Genomic DNA, 15,865 nt, shown 5'->3' with positions numbered 1-15,865 from the left:
CACAGTACTAATCTACAATTTTACAATATTTTTCATTACATTATCACATTAATAATTAAGTACAGAAAAACCATGGCCAAAATCTACCCCAATGATATTTTTCCTCCACCTCTTCAAAAAATAAAACGCTGAATCCCTTGATACACAAGAGATTCAGCGTTTTTTGGTTTAGCGTCCCAGGCAGGATTCGAACCTGCGACCCACAGCTTAGAAGGCTGTTGCTCTATCCAGCTGAGCTACTGGGACAAAATTAGTATGTATTGTAATGGAGCGGGTGAAGGGAATCGAACCCTCGTCATCAGCTTGGAAGGCTGAGGTTTTACCATTAAACTACACCCGCATTAAATAAAGTTTCATTAGCTATGCGTTTTCATGCCTCTTCTAATTGAAGCAATTTGTTAGTAAAATAATTATGTAAGGTCTGTTTTTTCGGACAAGAATAAGTATATAAATTTATAAGCTGTTTGTCAATAACCTTACAGCAAAGATTTTAATTCTTTGCTGTAAGTGAAGTTTCCATTTTAAGCTCCGGCAACGGGTTACCGTTTACTTGATAAAATTGCAAGTATACTTTATTTAAGGATTCCCACTCTAAAATAGCATAGGTCGGTTCCTTACGATCGCGAGGAAGATGAGCACTTCCTGGGTTAATAAGAAGCTTGCTGTCAACCTTTTCTGCGCCTGCCATATGGGAGTGCCCAAAACATGCAACAGAGGCCCCTGTTTCTTCCGCCCGGTAGCATAGAGGCATCAAGGTGGATTTTATTTGATGCAAGTGGCCATGAACGACCAAGAAAGTTACATCCCCTACTGAAAAAACTTGTTCATTTTCCATTTCTGCTTCAAAATCGCAGTTCCCTTTGGCATAATGGAAACCTTCTAATTCTTTAGAATTCCAAGCTAACTCTGAATCTCCACAATGGATCATTGCATCTACATCCTGGTGACGTTGTTTTATCTCAGAAATTTCTTTAGTAAGCCCGTGAGTATCACTTATAATTAAAACTTTTGGCATGGTGATCACCTCTTAGGAAAGTTGTTGCAGCCATTGCTCTATCTTAACAATAGCATTTTTTCGATGACTGATCGAATTTTTTTCCTCTGATGAATACTCAGCCATCGTACGGTCTGATCCTTTAGGAATAAAAATTGCGTCGTATCCAAACCCTTCAGTACCACGCGGAAATTTGGCTATCGCCCCTTCACATGTTCCTCTTTTCACAAATGTTTCTTGGTTTGGTCGAGCCACGGCTACGGCACATACGAATCTGGCTGTTCGTTCACTTTCTGGAACATCCTTCAACTCGCTAAGTACCTTCTTAAGGTTTTTTTGGTCATTTTTATCTTCACCGGCATATCTTGCTGAGTATACGCCTGGTTGCCCATTTAAAGCATCAATTTCTAATCCAGAGTCATCAGCTACGACAGGGATGTTATATTGGGAGGCTATAGCTTCAGCTTTAATTACTGCATTATCTTCAAATGTATCCCCATCTTCTACAATGTCCTTGATTGTTTCATCGAAGTCTAATAATGATTTTACCTCAATATCATACTTTGAAAACATTGAGCGAAATTCTGCCACTTTCCCTTGGTTCTTAGTAGCTACGACAAGTTCCTTCATCTATTATTCACCTGCTATTTTTGAAGTTTGTTTACGATCAATTACTTCTGCCCATTTTCCAATCGCTTCTTTTTGTAAGTCTACTAGGTCATTTACCCCATTTTCAGCTAATGAGAGCATTTTTTGTAACTGATTCATTGAGAATGTAGCTTCTTCTCCAGTACCTTGAAGTTCGACAAACTCACCTTTGCCCGTCATAACTACATTCATATCAACTTCTGCTTTACTGTCTTCTTCATAACATAGATCCAAGATTTCTTTTTCATTTTCAGTGACACCGACAGAAATTGCTGTAAGATAATCTTTAATTGGAAACTCCTTAATCGTACCTTTATCTACTAATTTTCCGAAAGCTAATACCACAGCAACGAAAGCACCAGTGATCGATGCTGTTCTTGTTCCGCCATCAGCTTGAATTACATCACAATCCACCCATAGCGTGCGTTCCCCAATTTTATCAAGATTTACAACCGCCCGTAAGGCACGACCAATTAAACGTTGAATTTCCATCGTACGGCCAGACACTTTCCCTTTTGAAGATTCTCTTATGTTTCTTTGTTCCGTTGCTCTAGGAAGCATTGCGTATTCCGCAGTAATCCAACCTTTACCCTGGCCTCTAAGAAAAGGAGGTACTCGATCTTCAACACTTGCATTACATATAACTTTTGTATCACCAAAGCTAATTAACACGGAACCCTCCGGATGTTTTACATAGTCTGTCTCTATAGTAATTTTTCTTAATTCGTTATGCTCTCTCTGGTCACTTCTCATTAACTTTTCCTCCCTAAACAGTCAAGGTTCATCCTTGCTTATCTTAACATAATCAACTTCTGGTTTACAGAATCAAAAAAGAGCCACTAGGTTTTAGAGTGGCTCTCCCCGTACAAAATTATAAGCCTTTTACTTTTGTCACATCATTTAATGTTACTGGTTCGCTTATTACTTCACCAGCTTCATTCATGACTTCTTCTACACCTTCCACTTTGACTTGAACGGATTCAACGTCAGGTAAATTCGTTAGACTCATGACCAAGCTGGTTAGCGCTTCTTCAGAGAGAGCTTTCGTTTCTTCCCCGGTCAGCATGGCTTCGTTAAAAGAAACAGTCAGTACACCTTCACTTAATTCAGCATCCACCACTTCAGCCCCTGCATTAAAAGGCTGCAAAAGTGACGTTCCAAGTTCAGGGCCATTTAGTAAAGATTTTACAACTGAAGTATATAGGTCATCTTCACTTGTGACTCGTGTAGTAACTGGAACCTGGTAAGCTTCTTGTCCATCCTGTTGAGAAGGATAATATACGGTCACAGGTTCACTATTGACTAAATCATTCACAGAACTTTCTTGATGGTTAATCCCGTCAGAGCGGGATACCCCTTTAGAAATCGGGGTTCCGCTCACAGGCATTGTCTCTTGCTCATGACCATTTATCCATAGCTTAATCCGATCGACTCCATCAAACTGTGTTAGTGTATACGTCATCGCTTGAAGAATTTTTTCCTCATCTTCTGCTTCGTATTCTTCAAATTCTTGAGAAACGTCTACAATCATTATGCCATCGTCCTTTAAGTTCACTCCTTGGATTTGAGTGCCAGCCGGAAGGACAGCTTGAAAACCAGATGGCAATAACTCTGTTACCGGACCATCCTTCACCAAATATTCTAAAGCTTGTGCAGCCACCGTTTCAGACGCTGGTAGTTCAAGCGTTTGAGGAACCACCATTCCATTTGAATCAAGTAAATATAACTCTCTTTGTACAGTAGTTGATGTCTCTTCTTCTATGTCTTCTCCCTCATCATTCTCCATATTATCGCTTGTTACATCTGTATTGGTTGCTTCTTCTTCAGGAGGTCCATCCATCTCCTCTAAGGTTTGTTCTCCCTCAAACAGGCAGCCTGTCAGCAACCCAATACTTATAAAAGCAATAATAGATAAGGGCCTTATCCCCCATGTTTTCATGCCTTTCCCTCCCATGATAGTTTGTACTATCATATATACGAGCTATTTACGGGAATAGACCATGCACAAAGAAAAAACTCCGCTTTAGTTAGCGGAGCTTTGCTTTGTATCAAGATTAACGCGTTCTAATATTTGTATAGGGGCCCCAAACCAACTATTGGCTATATCCCTGAATTTTTCCATATTGCCTGTAGTGTAAAATTCATGCGTTGGAAGCATATTCCCCTGTTCAAGTAAACCGTGATAAGCTAATATTAAACTCACTTCTCGAGCTGTCTCTTCCCCTGAACTAATCACTTGAATAGCAGATCCCATCTCAGTTTGAACTAAATGTTTAATGAGTGGATAATGGGTACAGCCTAGGATTAGTGTATCCATTTCATTCTTATTCTTTAAAGGCTGTAATGTTTCTGCCACAATTCTTTCAGCTTCATACCCTGATAATATTCCGTTTTCAATCATTGGAACAAAAGGGGGGCACGCTAATCCATCCACTGAAATAGAATGATCAATTGCTTTTAATGTTCTTGGATAAGCTTCACTGCTGATCGTACCTTCTGTTCCGATTACACCAATCTGCTTATTCTGACTGTTTTTAATGGCTGCTCTCGCACCCGGCTCAATCACACCTATAACTGGTATAGACAATGTTGATTGAAGTTCCTGCAGCGTATATGCTGTGGCTGTATTACAAGCTACAATTAACATTTTAATATCTTTTTCTAGTAAGTAACGAACCATTTGCCACGTATAACGTTTCACTTGTTCTTTAGGACGAGGACCATAAGGACAGCGCTGTGTATCACCTAGGTAAATAAACTTTTCTTTAGGCAGCTGCCTCATTAGTTCTCTTGCTACTGTAAGTCCTCCCACACCTGAATCAATAACTCCAATTGGCTGTCGCAATTCAACCCCTCTTTTCGTGTTGTCTCTACTTAGATGGCTCCAACATATTTTCGTGCAAAAGACTTAATAGTTGATTAAGTCTTTCCACATCCTCTTTTGACATGTCGTTAAGTACACCGTGGAGGTAATCCTGTCGCTTTTCTATCACTTCGTGTATAATTTGCTTTCCTTTATTTAAAACGTGAATACGAACTACACGACGATCTTTAGGATCACGTACACGTTCAACTAAAACATTTTTTTCCATTCGATCTACTAAATCTGTCGTTGTGCTGCATGCTAAATGAATGTGATTAGAAAGTTCACCAATTGTTAAATCACCTTTTTCTAATAACCATTGAAGCGCAACAAACTGAGGAGCAGTAATCGGATAATGGTCTAATATCTCCCTGCCCTTCTGTTTAATAATTCCTGCTATGTACCTTAATTCCTTTTCAATATCAGCAATAGTAGATGATGGATGTGACACATAAAGCACTCCTCACAAATTAGTCTATTCCTTATATTCTCACTGTTTTCTCCTTATAATTCAAGGTAAACTTCATAAAAATGAAAATCCTCCCAGGCATGAAACTTTAAGGTTCCAATGCCTGAAAGGTTTTCTACGACGCCTTATTCCGCTAAAGTTTAAGTTCACCCATACGTAGTAACTCCACTACTGCTTGAGATCTCCCTTTTACGCCTAACTTTTGCATCGCATTAGAGATGTGATTCCTCACCGTTTTTTCCGAAATGAACAATTCTTCAGCAATTTCTTTCGTCGTCTTATCTTGCACTAAAAGCTCGAAAACCTCGCGCTCGCGTTTCGTAAGAATTTGTGCTGGCCTATAGCCCTCCTCCTTCACAAGCGTACCCCTCCTTGTTATCTAGAGCTTTATCGGAGGGAATTATTTAGTCATAATATCGTATGAAGGGAGGGATGGCCCTGTGCCGGTCGTTTATGTTTTAGACACTAATCCTAATTCTTGCGCTTTAAACAAGGCTTCAGTTCGCGATTTTACAGACAGTTTATTAAATATCCCGGTAAGCGTGTATTCAACGCTTCGCTGTGACATATGAAGGGTCTGAGCGATTTCTCTATTGGTCAGACCTGATGCGACTTCTTTTAAAATGGATTGCTCTTTCTCATTTAAAGAAAGGTTAAGCCCCTCATTTTCTGTATAGTGACTGACACTTGCTTCAGAGCGACGCAGTTGCTTAAAAAGATGAAGCGGAAGCACCACTTCATCACGAAGTGCACAGCGAATAACATTGATAAGCTGTTCACTGGAGGCTGTTTTACTTACAAATCCATTAATATTTGCTTCCACCAGCATATTAAAATGAGTGCTTAAATCAAACCCAGTATAAATCAGGATAGCTAAATCCGGATGATGTTTACGTAATTTTTTTGCGAGATCGACTCCGCTCATTCCCGGCATATATAAATCAAGAAGCACAATATTATACATTTTGGAAGCTAACATCGCTTCTGCCTCTTCCGGTTGATCGATTACGTCAACTTTCATATCTTCTTCCTGTTCCAGCATTGCTTTTGTTCCAGCCCCTACTGCAGGGTGGTCGTCTACGATTAATACTTGCGTCATACTGTTGCCTCCTTGCTAACGGTGTAAGGGAAAGAAATCGTTGATTTAAACCCTTTGCCCGGGGACGTGTCTATCGTAAGACTTCCATTTAGGCCATGTACTCGTTGTTCGATACCCGATAAACCAATGTGAGAAAACAAATCTCTTTGAAAAGAGTAATCCATTCCTTGTCCATCATCGGAGTATATAAGTGTAACCCCTTCATGATCATTCGCAAGACTTAATTTAACAATTTTCGCTTCCGAATGTTTCATCGCATTCGATAATAGCTCTTGTACAATTCGAAAGATAGCCAGGACTCTTTCTTGATCCAAGTCTGCATGAAAGCCTTCATGCGTAAAGTATACCGTAAAGTTCGAACGCAACTGATATTGTTCAATTAAATCTTCTAATGCATGCACTAACCCTAATTCTTCAATAAAAGCAGGACGCAGTTCATTACAAGTCTCTCTAATGAGATGGATACTATCTAAAATGGATTCTTTAAACATATTTAACTCAGAGCTTAACGTTTTCGGTAAGTCTTTGCGTTTGCCGATCAAATCGTCCATTCTCCTGTATAAATAAAGCTGTTCTTGTAATACAGTATCATGAAGATCGATGGATAGCTGTTTTCTTTGGTTTTCTGCAATTGAGAATAACAGGCGAGACAACCACGCTGGATACTGCTGAGTTTGATCACTTCTTAACGTTCTAAGTTCCTTGAGAAGATCTTCAATAAGGTTCATATTCTCAATAGCGATATTGGCATTGTGAGAAATCGTTTGTAAATAGGTTTTTTCATCACGATTTAACGTAGTGAAGTCTTTTTTTCCTCTACACCAAATCATTGTAATTTTTTCTAATGAGTAGCCTACAATAACCCCAAAGCCTTTCTCCGTTTCAATAATAGAGCCGATATCATAGCTATGAGTAGAGAAATAATCTTCAAAGTGATCTAATATGTCTTCAGGGATAGGGTCATATACACAGTACAATGTTTTCTTGTTGTGTTTCGAGTAAATATAGATGTCACGCACATTTAAAACATTGCTGATTTCATTTCTCAACACTTTCATTAAATCAACTGCATTCGTTTGATCTTTCATATTTTTTGACATGCGGTGCATACTTTCTTGATAACTGTAGCGTGCTGCAAATAGATATTGCTGCAACTTAAAGTCCAGCACTTCTTTAATCGAGAGAAAAATAATTAGGATCACATTAATCACGACGAAAATCTCAAGATAATAAACAAACGACAACGATCGATTTATTATAAGAGATATTGAAATTGTAATTAAAAGGCTTGGTACAACTGACAATAATACGTAATACCTTAATCTTCCCATATAGAAATTAATATCTATTAGCTGCTCTCTAGTTACGAGGTACATAAACGTTACAGGCAGAGCAATAAGAAAAGAAGCTGCAAATTCTATAGGAATTAATTTGTTACCTATCGTTAATGCTGGAATAAGGTAAAGAGAAATATAAGGAAGGAATGCAATTGTCATTCCGATACATACGTATTTAAACAACGTACGATATGAATTATCTCGGTGTAAATAAAGCCCACTATAGATAATGAAAAATAAAATAATGTATAAGCCCAACAATAGTATTCGGGGAATATGGTAAATAAATGTCGGATATTCACCATTCATTAAAAATATACTTTCAACAATAGTTACTACTCCTACAAACAAGTAAAGTGCATAATACCAACGTTTAGAAAACCAATATATACCAAGTTCAGAAAAATACCTGTATAAAAAATGAATTAAAATCACTATAGAGATTAAGAAAAGAAACGCGTTTAAAAAAACGCTGTACATGTTATCTCTCACAGCTCCACTATTGCTAATGTAGCCTAAACCAATCGTTAGAAAAAAGAGCATGAGTAAATGGACAGAATAGCGGCGATCCACTTTTTGATAGACAAGATGAGAAATCCAGATCACGCCCATCAAAAACAATAACGGAATAATCACAAAAAATATCCAGTGAGTAGCTGAAGTTTGCTCGATCCCGTTATAATATAAATGCTTACCCTCATGTTCTAAAGTGAAAGAATCCGCATTTTCCAGGTTTTGAAACATTATAATTGAATAGTGCTGTTCAGGTTCTTTCCCATTTACAGTTTCAATTGTCGCGCCTACAGGAATATTTTCTTCATTTGCCCAACTATCTCCATTTATATTTGAAATAACCCACTCGTCTTCATTCTTAGCCACTTCAATCCCTAAATACGGCTGAGTAATAGAAATAAATGTAATATAACTTGCAGATCCTAAAATAAACAACAGAATAAATAGTTCTTTTTTATTAATTGAAGCCATTCTTACTCCACCTTTTAACTTGTGAATCCCTTCTATTATACTACTCCCATCAAGTGCGACAACCCTTTTTTCCCAAGAAAAAATACCTCCGCTAAATCGCAGAGGTATTATTAAAGAATTTCTTTTATACGCGCTGGTCACTTCCAAAAAAGCTCTTAAATGACTCGATTGCCGTATCACGATTTAAAGCCGCAATAGAAGTTGTTAGAGGAATACCCTTAGGACAAGACTCTACACAGTTTTGAGCGTTACCGCATCCCATTAAACCTTCCTCATCCATAATCGTTTGTAATCGTTCACTCTTATTCATTGCCCCTGTTGGGTGAGAGTTAAACAGACGTACTTGAGAAAGAGGTGCTGGACCAATAAAGTCTGACTTACTATTTACATTTGGACAAGCTTCTAAGCAAACGCCGCAAGTCATACACTTAGAAAGTTCATAAGCCCATTGGCGTTTACTTTCGGGCATTTTTGGACCTGGGCCTAAATCGTGAGTTCCGTCAATAGGAACCCAAGCTTTTACTTTTTTCAATGAATCGAACATACGGCTCCGATCTACAGCTAGGTCACGCATTACCGGGAACGTAGTCATTGGTGCCAATCGAATTGGCTGCTCTAATTTATCAACTAAAGCTGTACATGATTGCCTAGGGGAACCATTAATAACCATCGAACAAGCTCCACACACTTCTTCCAAACAACCCATATCCCAATACACAGGAGTAGTAGATTTTCCATCTGCATTCACTGGGTTACGGCGTATTTCCATTAAAGCAGAAATAACGTTCATATTCTTACGATAAGGAATCTCAAAAGTTTCCTCATAAGGCTGGGATTCCGGATCGTCCTGACGAGTGATAATAAACGTTATCGATTTATCTTCGCTCATGATGATGGACCTCCTTTATTTGCTCTTCGAGTAATCACGTTTACGAGGCTCAATTAGACTCGTGTCTACTGGGTCGTAACGGAAAACCGGCTTATTATTTTCTTTATCATAGCTAGCAACGGTAGTTTTTAAGAACTCTTCGTCATTACGGTCTGGAAACGCTGGCTTATAGTGAGCTCCGCGACTTTCGTTACGGTTGTAAGCACCTTGAGTAACCACGCGGGCAAGCTGAAGCATATTCCATAATTGACGCGTAAACATAGCACCCTGGTTACTCCATCTAGATGTATCGTTAATGTTGATCCGTTGATAACGTTCCATTAACTCTACAATTTTCTCGTCAGTTTGAAGAAGCTTATCATTATCCCGGACCACCGTCACATTATCGGTCATCCATTCACCTAATTCTCTATGAAGTTGGTAAGCATTCTCGTCGCCATCCATATTCATAATAGTTTCAAATTTATCTTGTTCTTCCTTAACTTTTTGGTCAAACAAAGCTGACGTCATTTCATCAGAAATCGTTTCCAAGTCTTCCGTATACTTCACGGCATTAGGTCCTGCTACCATTCCGCCATAAATAGAAGATAACAGCGAGTTTGCTCCCAAACGGTTCGCTCCATGCTGACTATAATCACATTCACCTGCAGCAAAAATGCCTGGAACATTTGTCATTTGATCAAAATCAACCCACATGCCGCCCATAGAATAGTGCACAGCTGGGAAGATCTTCATAGGAACTTTCCTTGGGTCTTCCCCTACAAATTTTTCATAGATTTCAATAATCCCGCCAAGTTTAACATCTAGTTCCTTAGGGTCTTTGTGTGATAAATCAAGATAAACCATGTTTTCACCGTTGATTCCTAACTTCTGGTTCACGCAGACATCAAAGATTTCACGAGTTGCAATATCTCGCGGCACAAGGTTGCCGTATGCCGGGTATTTTTCTTCTAAGAAATACCATGGTTCTCCATCTTTATATGTCCACACTCGTCCACCTTCACCACGAGCAGATTCACTCATTAAACGAAGCTTATCGTCTCCTGGAATTGCCGTCGGATGAATTTGTATAAATTCCCCGTTAGCATAATCAACACCTTGCTGGTACAAGGCAGCAGCTGCTGAACCTGTATTAATAACTGAGTTTGTTGATTTTCCGAAGATAATCCCCGGACCACCAGTGGCCATAATAACGGCGTCTGCTGGAAAAGCTTTAATCTCATGGTTGCTTAAGTTTTGCCCTACAACACCACGGCCTACCCCTTTATCATCAATAATGGCGGATAAGAACTCCCAATTTTCATACTTCGTTACAAGCCCATTAACCTCGTGACGACGAACTTGTTCATCTAAAGCGTAGAGCAGCTGCTGGCCGGTAGTTGCTCCGGCAAATGCTGTTCTATGGTGCTGGGTACCTCCAAAGCGGCGAAAATCAAGAAGTCCTTCCGGCGTACGGTTAAACATAACACCCATACGATCTAATAAGTGGATAATACCTGGCGCCGCATCACACATTGCTTTAACTGGCGGCTGGTTTGCTAAAAAGTCTCCTCCATATACCGTATCATCAAAGTGTTCCCAAGGTGAATCTCCCTCACCTTTTGTATTAACGGCACCGTTAATACCACCTTGTGCACAAACAGAGTGAGAGCGCTTAACAGGCACTACTGAGAGCAAGTCAACATGAACACCCTGCTCTGCCGCTTTAATTGTTGCCATCAGGCCTGCAAGACCTCCACCAACAATTACTATATTTCTATTACTCATAATTAATGCTCACTCCCTTGACTTTCTCTATCGCTTTTCAGTGAAATGAAAATTTTAAACTCCGTAGGCAAATTGAATTAATGTACGTACACCTACGTAGGAAATAGCAACAAATACAATAATACTCACATAAGTCATAATTTGTTGTGAACGTGGTGAAACTGTAATACCCCAGCTTACAAAGAAGGACCATAGGCCATTAGAAAAGTGGAACGTAGTGGAAATTACCCCTACTATGTAGAACCAGAAAAAGAATGGATCAGTAAGGATGCCTTCCATCAACTGATAGTTCAATTCTGCCCAGCCAAATCCAATCGCTATACGAGTTTCCCACACGTGCCACGCAATGAAAATGAGCGTTATGATACCTGTGAATCTTTGTAACATGAACATCCAGTTTCTAAAATGACCAAAGGTCTTCAGATTACTTTTAGCCGTGAATGCAATGTATACTCCATAAATGGAGTGAAACAACAGTGGTAAGAAGATAATAAAAATCTCCAGAACGTAACGATACGGTAAGCTCTCCATAAAATGAGCTGCCGAGTTAAACGCTTCTGGACCACGTGTTGCAAAAAAGTTCACAGTTAAGTGCTGGATTAGGAATATTCCGATTGGGACTACCCCTAATAATGAATGTAATCTTCGGTTAACGTATCCGCGTGTTCCTGCCATGTTTACCCCCCTCAAGATGATTGCAAAAAATAATCATGCACACTTTTCAGTCAGTTAAGCGCTTTTATAAGCGGATAAAAAAGATAGGAAATCCCCATGTTTCCTTTTCCATAACTGCTAAAAGTACAATTTGTAACACGTTTATTGTACTTCTATCGAGTAATACCGTCAAGAAAACCTGTCCATAAATTCATTAAATGAAGCATTTATCACAATTCCTTAAAATGTATGAAATACTATTGCCACTTTCTCTTTTTCAAGCGATAATAATGGATAGAAAGGAATGAGCGTCATGAAAGATACAGCTAAGTTATCAACAGAAAATATTTCATCGCTAGTTGCTACCGGAGCGGGTTTCGATTTATTGCGATATTATACTTTGCCAGACTTTCTTGGTAAAGATGCTCCTTACCTGCTTTATTTTATGGGGAAGAATATTGCTCGCGAAACAACAATAGAAACGTTTGAAGAATTATATGAATTCTTTCAATACATGGGTTGGGGAGAACTTCAGCTGAAAAAAGAAAAAAGAAAAGAATTAGTTTTTCACTTGCAGGGACACATCGTGGAGAAACGGCTGAATCAAAAGATTTTTCCCGTAGACTTTAGACTAGAATGCGGTTTTCTTGCAGAAGCTGCGCAATCGATAACTGGTGATACATATGAATGTATGGAAGACATATTAGCGAAAGATAACATAATCGAAATTACAGCAACAAAAGAGAAATAAGAGAAGAGCCAGCTGTTATTCATCAGCTGGCTCTTCTTCTTGATTTAAAGCATCTAATATTGTCTGAGCTACTGGAGTAGGCACTCCTAGTTTAGTTAAATCTTCTGGTGAAGCTTCTTTGATTTCTTTAATAGACTTAAAGTGGCGCAATAATAACCTTCTTCGCTTTTGACCCACGCCTGGAATTTGATCCAGTTCAGATTGAATGGCTCCTTTACCTCTAAGCTGTCTGTGGAAGGATATAGCAAAACGGTGAACTTCATCTTGGATGCGCTGGACTAAATAAAATTCTTGAGAATTACGCTCCAGATCCACAATTGCAGGAGGGGATCCGTAAAGTAATTCACTCGTTTTGTGTTTATCGTCCTTTGCTAAACCACAAAGTGGAATTTCCAGACCAAGCTCGTTTTCCAATACATCTAAGGCTGCCGTCATTTGTCCTTTCCCTCCGTCTACGACGATTAAATCCGGCAGCGGAAGCTTCTCTTTTAGTACACGCGTATAACGTCTTCTAATAACCTCTCTCATTGTCTCATAGTCATCAGGTCCTTGTACATTTTTCACTTTGTATTTACGATATTCTTTCTTATTAGGCTTTCCATCTATAAACGCTACCATAGCTGAAACAGGGTCAGCTCCCTGGATGTTCGAGTTATCAAACGCTTCAATACGATGAGGTGTTTCTATATTTAACTTTTCTCCGAGTGTTTCTACGGCTTTTATCGTTCGCTCTTCGTCTCTCTCAATCAAAGCAAACTTCTCTTCTAATGAAATTTCAGCGTTCTTCATAGCTAATTGGACTAACTCTTTCTTACGTCCGCGCATTGGTATAACTACTTTTGAGTCTACTACGCCTTCTAGAACTTCCGTATTCGTTCCTACAGGTACAAGTATTTCTTTTGGGTATGGATGGTTTTGATGCAGGTAAAACCGCCCAATATAACTTAAGAATGTATCCTCAGGGTCATCAAAGAATGGAAATAAAGCTACATCACGTTCTATTAATTTTCCTTGTCGTACAAAAAATACCTGTACGCACATCCAGCCTTTATTGTAAGAGTAGCCAAACACATCACGATCTACTTGATCGTTCATCGTCATTTTCTGCTGCTCCATAACAGATTCAATATGTTCGATTTGATCACGGTATTCTTTTGCTCTTTCAAAATCCAGCTTTTCTGAGGCTTCGTGCATTTTATTCCTTAAGTCGTGCTTTATCTCTTTGTGCCCGCCTCCTAAAAAGGAAGTTATGCTTTGTACAATATCTTGATTAGTTTCTTTAGATACATGGAATTCACACGGACCAAGGCATTGGTGCATGTGATAATATAAGCAAACACGATCGGGCATAGTATTACATTTTCGAAGGGGATATAGACGATCCAACAACTTTTTAGTTTCTCTTGCCGCAATGACGTTAGGATAAGGACCGAAGTATTTGCCTTTATCTTTTTTCACTTTACGCGTTACAATCAGCTTCGGATGACGTTCCGATGTAACTTTTAGGTATGGATAAGTTTTATCATCTTTCAGCATTACATTGTACTTAGGATCATGCTTCTTAATTAAATTCATTTCTAATATTAAAGCTTCAATCTCTGAAGTCGTTACAATATACTCAAAATCTTTTATCTCCTGCACAAGACGCTGCGTCTTACCATCATGAGCGCCAGTAAAATAAGACCTCACTCTATTCTTTAATACTTTAGCTTTCCCTACATAGATAATGGTATTGTGTCTGTCTTTCATTAAATAGCAGCCCGGCTGTCCAGGTAGTACAGCCAGCTTTTCTTTAATAGTGTTATTCATGGTTGTACACCCCGCTCTCCTAGAGGTTCTTATAAGAAAGGTACCACATTTAGGAAATGTATGACAGCAAAAAGCCACGCTGCTAAGCAGCGTGGCCTTGTAATGTTCATTACGATTAAGAATGCTTTGTAATTAATTCAGCTAACGCTTCTTTTGGTTGGAAGCCTATTACTTGATCTACTACTTTACCATCTTTGAAAAGCAGTAATGTAGGGATACTCATTACCCCGAACTTACTTGCAGTTTCTTGGTTTTCATCTACATCAAGTTTAACAATTTTAACTTGATCACTCATTTCCTCATCAAGTTCTTCAAGTACTGGAGCAATCATTTTGCAAGGGCCGCACCAAGGCGCCCAAAAATCTGCAAGGACTAAGCCTTCACTAGTTTCTTCTGTAAAGTTTTGATCTGTTGCTTTAACAAGTGCCATTGAAAAAACCTCCTCGTTCTTTTAGTCTTTACAAAGTATATCACTTTCTATTTTAACTGCCTAACAATTTGTTTATGCGACAAAAACAGAAGCTGAAGATAAGAAAATATTCATTAAACCTTGTTAAAATAGAAAAGGCTAAAGCAGGTACACTCCTACTTTAACCTTTTTTATTATAAATAAAACTTACGCGTTTACCTTCATCTCTTTAATCTCTTCAATCAGTTTTGGTACGACATCAAATAAATCTCCTACAATGCCATAGTCTGCGACATTAAAAATATTGGCTTCCGGATCTTTATTAATGGCCACGATGACTTTCGAATTAGACATTCCTGCTAAGTGTTGAATGGCTCCTGAGATCCCACAAGCAATGTAAAGATCTGGTGTAACTACTTTTCCTGTTTGGCCGATCTGCAAGGAATAATCACAGTACCCCGCATCACACGCTCCACGAGAAGCCCCAACTGTACCTCCAAGAACTTCGGCAAGCTGTTCTAACGGCTCAAAGCCTTCCTCGCTTTTCACACCGCGTCCCCCAGCTATAATGACTTTTGCTTCTGAAAGATCCACACCATCCGAAGACTTACGGATAATGTCTTTAATAATGGTACGAATATTACCGACTTCTACGCTTTTCTCTGTAACCTCTCCAGAGCGGGAATCATCTCTCTGGCCAGACGGAATATTATTCGGTCGGATCGTCGCAAAAATAATACCATCAGTGATCTCTTTCTTTTCAAATGCTTTACCAGAGTAAATCGGTCTCGTAAATAAAATCTTTCCGTCTTCTGCTACAACTTCTGTAGCATCTGAAATCAGCCCTGATTCCAATCTGCTGGCAAGCTTAGGCGTTATATCCTTACCAATAGAAGTGTGTCCCATGACGATCCCTTCAGGAGATTCATCATCTATCACGGCTTGTAGAGCTTGGCCGTATCCATCAGATGTATACGTTTTCAAATTTTCGTTTGCTACAGTAATTACACGGTCAGCACCATAATAAATCATTTCTTTACCCATTTCTTCTAACTGTCCTTCACCACAGAGAACACCAACTACTTCTCCACCATCACTAATAATATTCGCAGCTGCGATTGCTTCAAATGTTACATTTCTTAGGGTACCTTCACGAGCTTCCCCAATTACCAATACTTTTTTACTCATTATA

Annotated in this window: 16 protein-coding genes and 2 tRNA genes; 1 reads left to right on the top strand and 17 read right to left on the bottom strand. The window is 39.0% G+C overall.

Annotated features, from left to right (window positions below):
- Positions 1–172: 172 nt before the first annotated feature.
- From ACGTNH_RS08400 to ACGTNH_RS08335, 14 genes are all read right to left on the bottom strand, one after another.
- Positions 173–246 (bottom strand) — tRNA-Arg (locus tag ACGTNH_RS08400).
- Positions 247–266: 20 nt separating this feature from the next.
- Positions 267–340: transfer RNA gene (locus ACGTNH_RS08395), tRNA-Gly, on the bottom strand.
- Positions 341–490: 150 nt separating this feature from the next.
- The gene (locus tag ACGTNH_RS08390; RefSeq protein ID WP_394586286.1) at positions 491–1,015 is read right to left on the bottom strand and encodes a metallophosphoesterase family protein; all 525 of its coding nucleotides are present in this window, start codon (positions 1,013–1,015) and stop codon (positions 491–493) included.
- 12 nt (positions 1,016–1,027) lie between these two features.
- Positions 1,028–1,624, bottom strand: a complete 597-nt coding sequence (locus tag ACGTNH_RS08385) for an XTP/dITP diphosphatase (RefSeq protein ID WP_394586285.1) — start codon at positions 1,622–1,624, stop codon at positions 1,028–1,030.
- 3 nt (positions 1,625–1,627) lie between these two features.
- Positions 1,628–2,395, bottom strand: coding sequence for a ribonuclease PH (rph, locus tag ACGTNH_RS08380; RefSeq protein ID WP_394586284.1), 768 nt, complete (start codon positions 2,393–2,395; stop codon positions 1,628–1,630).
- 118 nt (positions 2,396–2,513) lie between these two features.
- Positions 2,514–3,581, bottom strand: a complete 1,068-nt coding sequence (locus ACGTNH_RS08375) for a GerMN domain-containing protein (protein WP_394586283.1) — start codon at positions 3,579–3,581, stop codon at positions 2,514–2,516.
- A gap of 84 nt (positions 3,582–3,665) precedes the next feature.
- The gene (racE, locus tag ACGTNH_RS08370; protein ID WP_394586282.1) at positions 3,666–4,487 is read right to left on the bottom strand and encodes a glutamate racemase; all 822 of its coding nucleotides are present in this window, start codon (positions 4,485–4,487) and stop codon (positions 3,666–3,668) included.
- A 25-nt stretch (positions 4,488–4,512) separates the two neighbouring features.
- Entirely contained in the window at positions 4,513–4,956 is a 444-nt protein-coding gene (locus tag ACGTNH_RS08365; RefSeq protein WP_394586281.1) for a MarR family winged helix-turn-helix transcriptional regulator, read from the bottom strand.
- A gap of 151 nt (positions 4,957–5,107) precedes the next feature.
- Positions 5,108–5,332 carry a helix-turn-helix domain-containing protein gene (locus ACGTNH_RS08360; RefSeq protein ID WP_101844523.1) on the bottom strand — a complete coding sequence of 75 codons (225 nt, stop codon included), beginning with the start codon at positions 5,330–5,332 and terminating at the stop codon, positions 5,108–5,110.
- Between the two features lie 93 nt (positions 5,333–5,425).
- Positions 5,426–6,073 (bottom strand): response regulator transcription factor, encoded by a 648-nt coding sequence (locus ACGTNH_RS08355; protein ID WP_394586280.1) that lies wholly within the window; start codon positions 6,071–6,073, stop codon positions 5,426–5,428.
- Positions 6,070–8,394, bottom strand: a complete 2,325-nt coding sequence (locus ACGTNH_RS08350) for a sensor histidine kinase (RefSeq protein WP_394586279.1) — start codon at positions 8,392–8,394, stop codon at positions 6,070–6,072. The genes ACGTNH_RS08355 and ACGTNH_RS08350 overlap by 4 nt, the downstream gene beginning before the upstream one ends.
- 124 nt (positions 8,395–8,518) lie before the next feature.
- The gene (sdhB, locus tag ACGTNH_RS08345; RefSeq protein ID WP_188375530.1) at positions 8,519–9,283 is read right to left on the bottom strand and encodes a succinate dehydrogenase iron-sulfur subunit; all 765 of its coding nucleotides are present in this window, start codon (positions 9,281–9,283) and stop codon (positions 8,519–8,521) included.
- A 15-nt stretch (positions 9,284–9,298) separates the two neighbouring features.
- Positions 9,299–11,050 carry a succinate dehydrogenase flavoprotein subunit gene (gene sdhA / locus ACGTNH_RS08340; RefSeq protein WP_394586278.1) on the bottom strand — a complete coding sequence of 584 codons (1,752 nt, stop codon included), beginning with the start codon at positions 11,048–11,050 and terminating at the stop codon, positions 9,299–9,301.
- 54 nt (positions 11,051–11,104) lie between these two features.
- Entirely contained in the window at positions 11,105–11,725 is a 621-nt protein-coding gene (locus tag ACGTNH_RS08335) for a succinate dehydrogenase cytochrome b558 subunit (RefSeq protein WP_188375528.1), read from the bottom strand.
- A 283-nt stretch (positions 11,726–12,008) separates the two neighbouring features.
- Here ACGTNH_RS08335 and ACGTNH_RS08330 point away from each other — a divergent pair, with 283 nt between their 5' ends.
- A complete protein-coding gene (locus ACGTNH_RS08330) occupies positions 12,009–12,455 on the top strand; it encodes a YslB family protein (RefSeq protein WP_394586277.1) in 447 nt (148 codons plus the stop codon).
- A 15-nt stretch (positions 12,456–12,470) separates the two neighbouring features.
- Here the strand turns inward: ACGTNH_RS08330 and uvrC are convergent, their stop codons facing one another.
- From uvrC to ACGTNH_RS08315, 3 genes are all read right to left on the bottom strand, one after another.
- The gene (uvrC, locus tag ACGTNH_RS08325; RefSeq protein WP_394586276.1) at positions 12,471–14,264 is read right to left on the bottom strand and encodes an excinuclease ABC subunit UvrC; all 1,794 of its coding nucleotides are present in this window, start codon (positions 14,262–14,264) and stop codon (positions 12,471–12,473) included.
- Positions 14,265–14,379: 115 nt separating this feature from the next.
- The gene (gene trxA / locus ACGTNH_RS08320; protein ID WP_173915900.1) at positions 14,380–14,694 is read right to left on the bottom strand and encodes a thioredoxin; all 315 of its coding nucleotides are present in this window, start codon (positions 14,692–14,694) and stop codon (positions 14,380–14,382) included.
- Between the two features lie 186 nt (positions 14,695–14,880).
- Positions 14,881–15,861 (bottom strand): electron transfer flavoprotein subunit alpha/FixB family protein, encoded by a 981-nt coding sequence (locus ACGTNH_RS08315; protein WP_394586275.1) that lies wholly within the window; start codon positions 15,859–15,861, stop codon positions 14,881–14,883.
- Between the last annotated feature and the right edge of the window lie 4 nt (positions 15,862–15,865).

This window comes from Halobacillus sp. B23F22_1 (genome assembly GCF_043497005.1).
Taxonomy (GTDB): Bacteria; Bacillota; Bacilli; order Bacillales; family Halobacillaceae; genus Halobacillus_A.
Note: the sequence above shows the minus strand (reverse complement) of the source record. Positions and strands in the feature narration are given on the sequence as shown.

Coding starts and splice junctions, on each gene's coding strand:
- rph (WP_394586284.1), bottom strand. CDS start 2,395: ATGAGAAGTGACCAGAGAGAGCATAACGAATTAAGAAAAATTACTATA.
- sdhB (WP_188375530.1), bottom strand. CDS start 9,283: ATGAGCGAAGATAAATCGATAACGTTTATTATCACTCGTCAGGACGAT.
- ACGTNH_RS08375 (WP_394586283.1), bottom strand. CDS start 3,581: ATGAAAACATGGGGGATAAGGCCCTTATCTATTATTGCTTTTATAAGT.
- ACGTNH_RS08335 (WP_188375528.1), bottom strand. CDS start 11,725: ATGGCAGGAACACGCGGATACGTTAACCGAAGATTACATTCATTATTA.
- ACGTNH_RS08330 (WP_394586277.1), top strand. CDS start 12,009: ATGAGCGTCATGAAAGATACAGCTAAGTTATCAACAGAAAATATTTCA.
- ACGTNH_RS08350 (WP_394586279.1), bottom strand. CDS start 8,394: ATGGCTTCAATTAATAAAAAAGAACTATTTATTCTGTTGTTTATTTTA.
- trxA (WP_173915900.1), bottom strand. CDS start 14,694: ATGGCACTTGTTAAAGCAACAGATCAAAACTTTACAGAAGAAACTAGT.
- ACGTNH_RS08390 (WP_394586286.1), bottom strand. CDS start 1,015: ATGCCAAAAGTTTTAATTATAAGTGATACTCACGGGCTTACTAAAGAA.
- sdhA (WP_394586278.1), bottom strand. CDS start 11,050: ATGAGTAATAGAAATATAGTAATTGTTGGTGGAGGTCTTGCAGGCCTG.
- ACGTNH_RS08315 (WP_394586275.1), bottom strand. CDS start 15,861: ATGAGTAAAAAAGTATTGGTAATTGGGGAAGCTCGTGAAGGTACCCTA.
- uvrC (WP_394586276.1), bottom strand. CDS start 14,264: ATGAATAACACTATTAAAGAAAAGCTGGCTGTACTACCTGGACAGCCG.
- ACGTNH_RS08385 (WP_394586285.1), bottom strand. CDS start 1,624: ATGAAGGAACTTGTCGTAGCTACTAAGAACCAAGGGAAAGTGGCAGAA.
- ACGTNH_RS08355 (WP_394586280.1), bottom strand. CDS start 6,073: ATGACGCAAGTATTAATCGTAGACGACCACCCTGCAGTAGGGGCTGGA.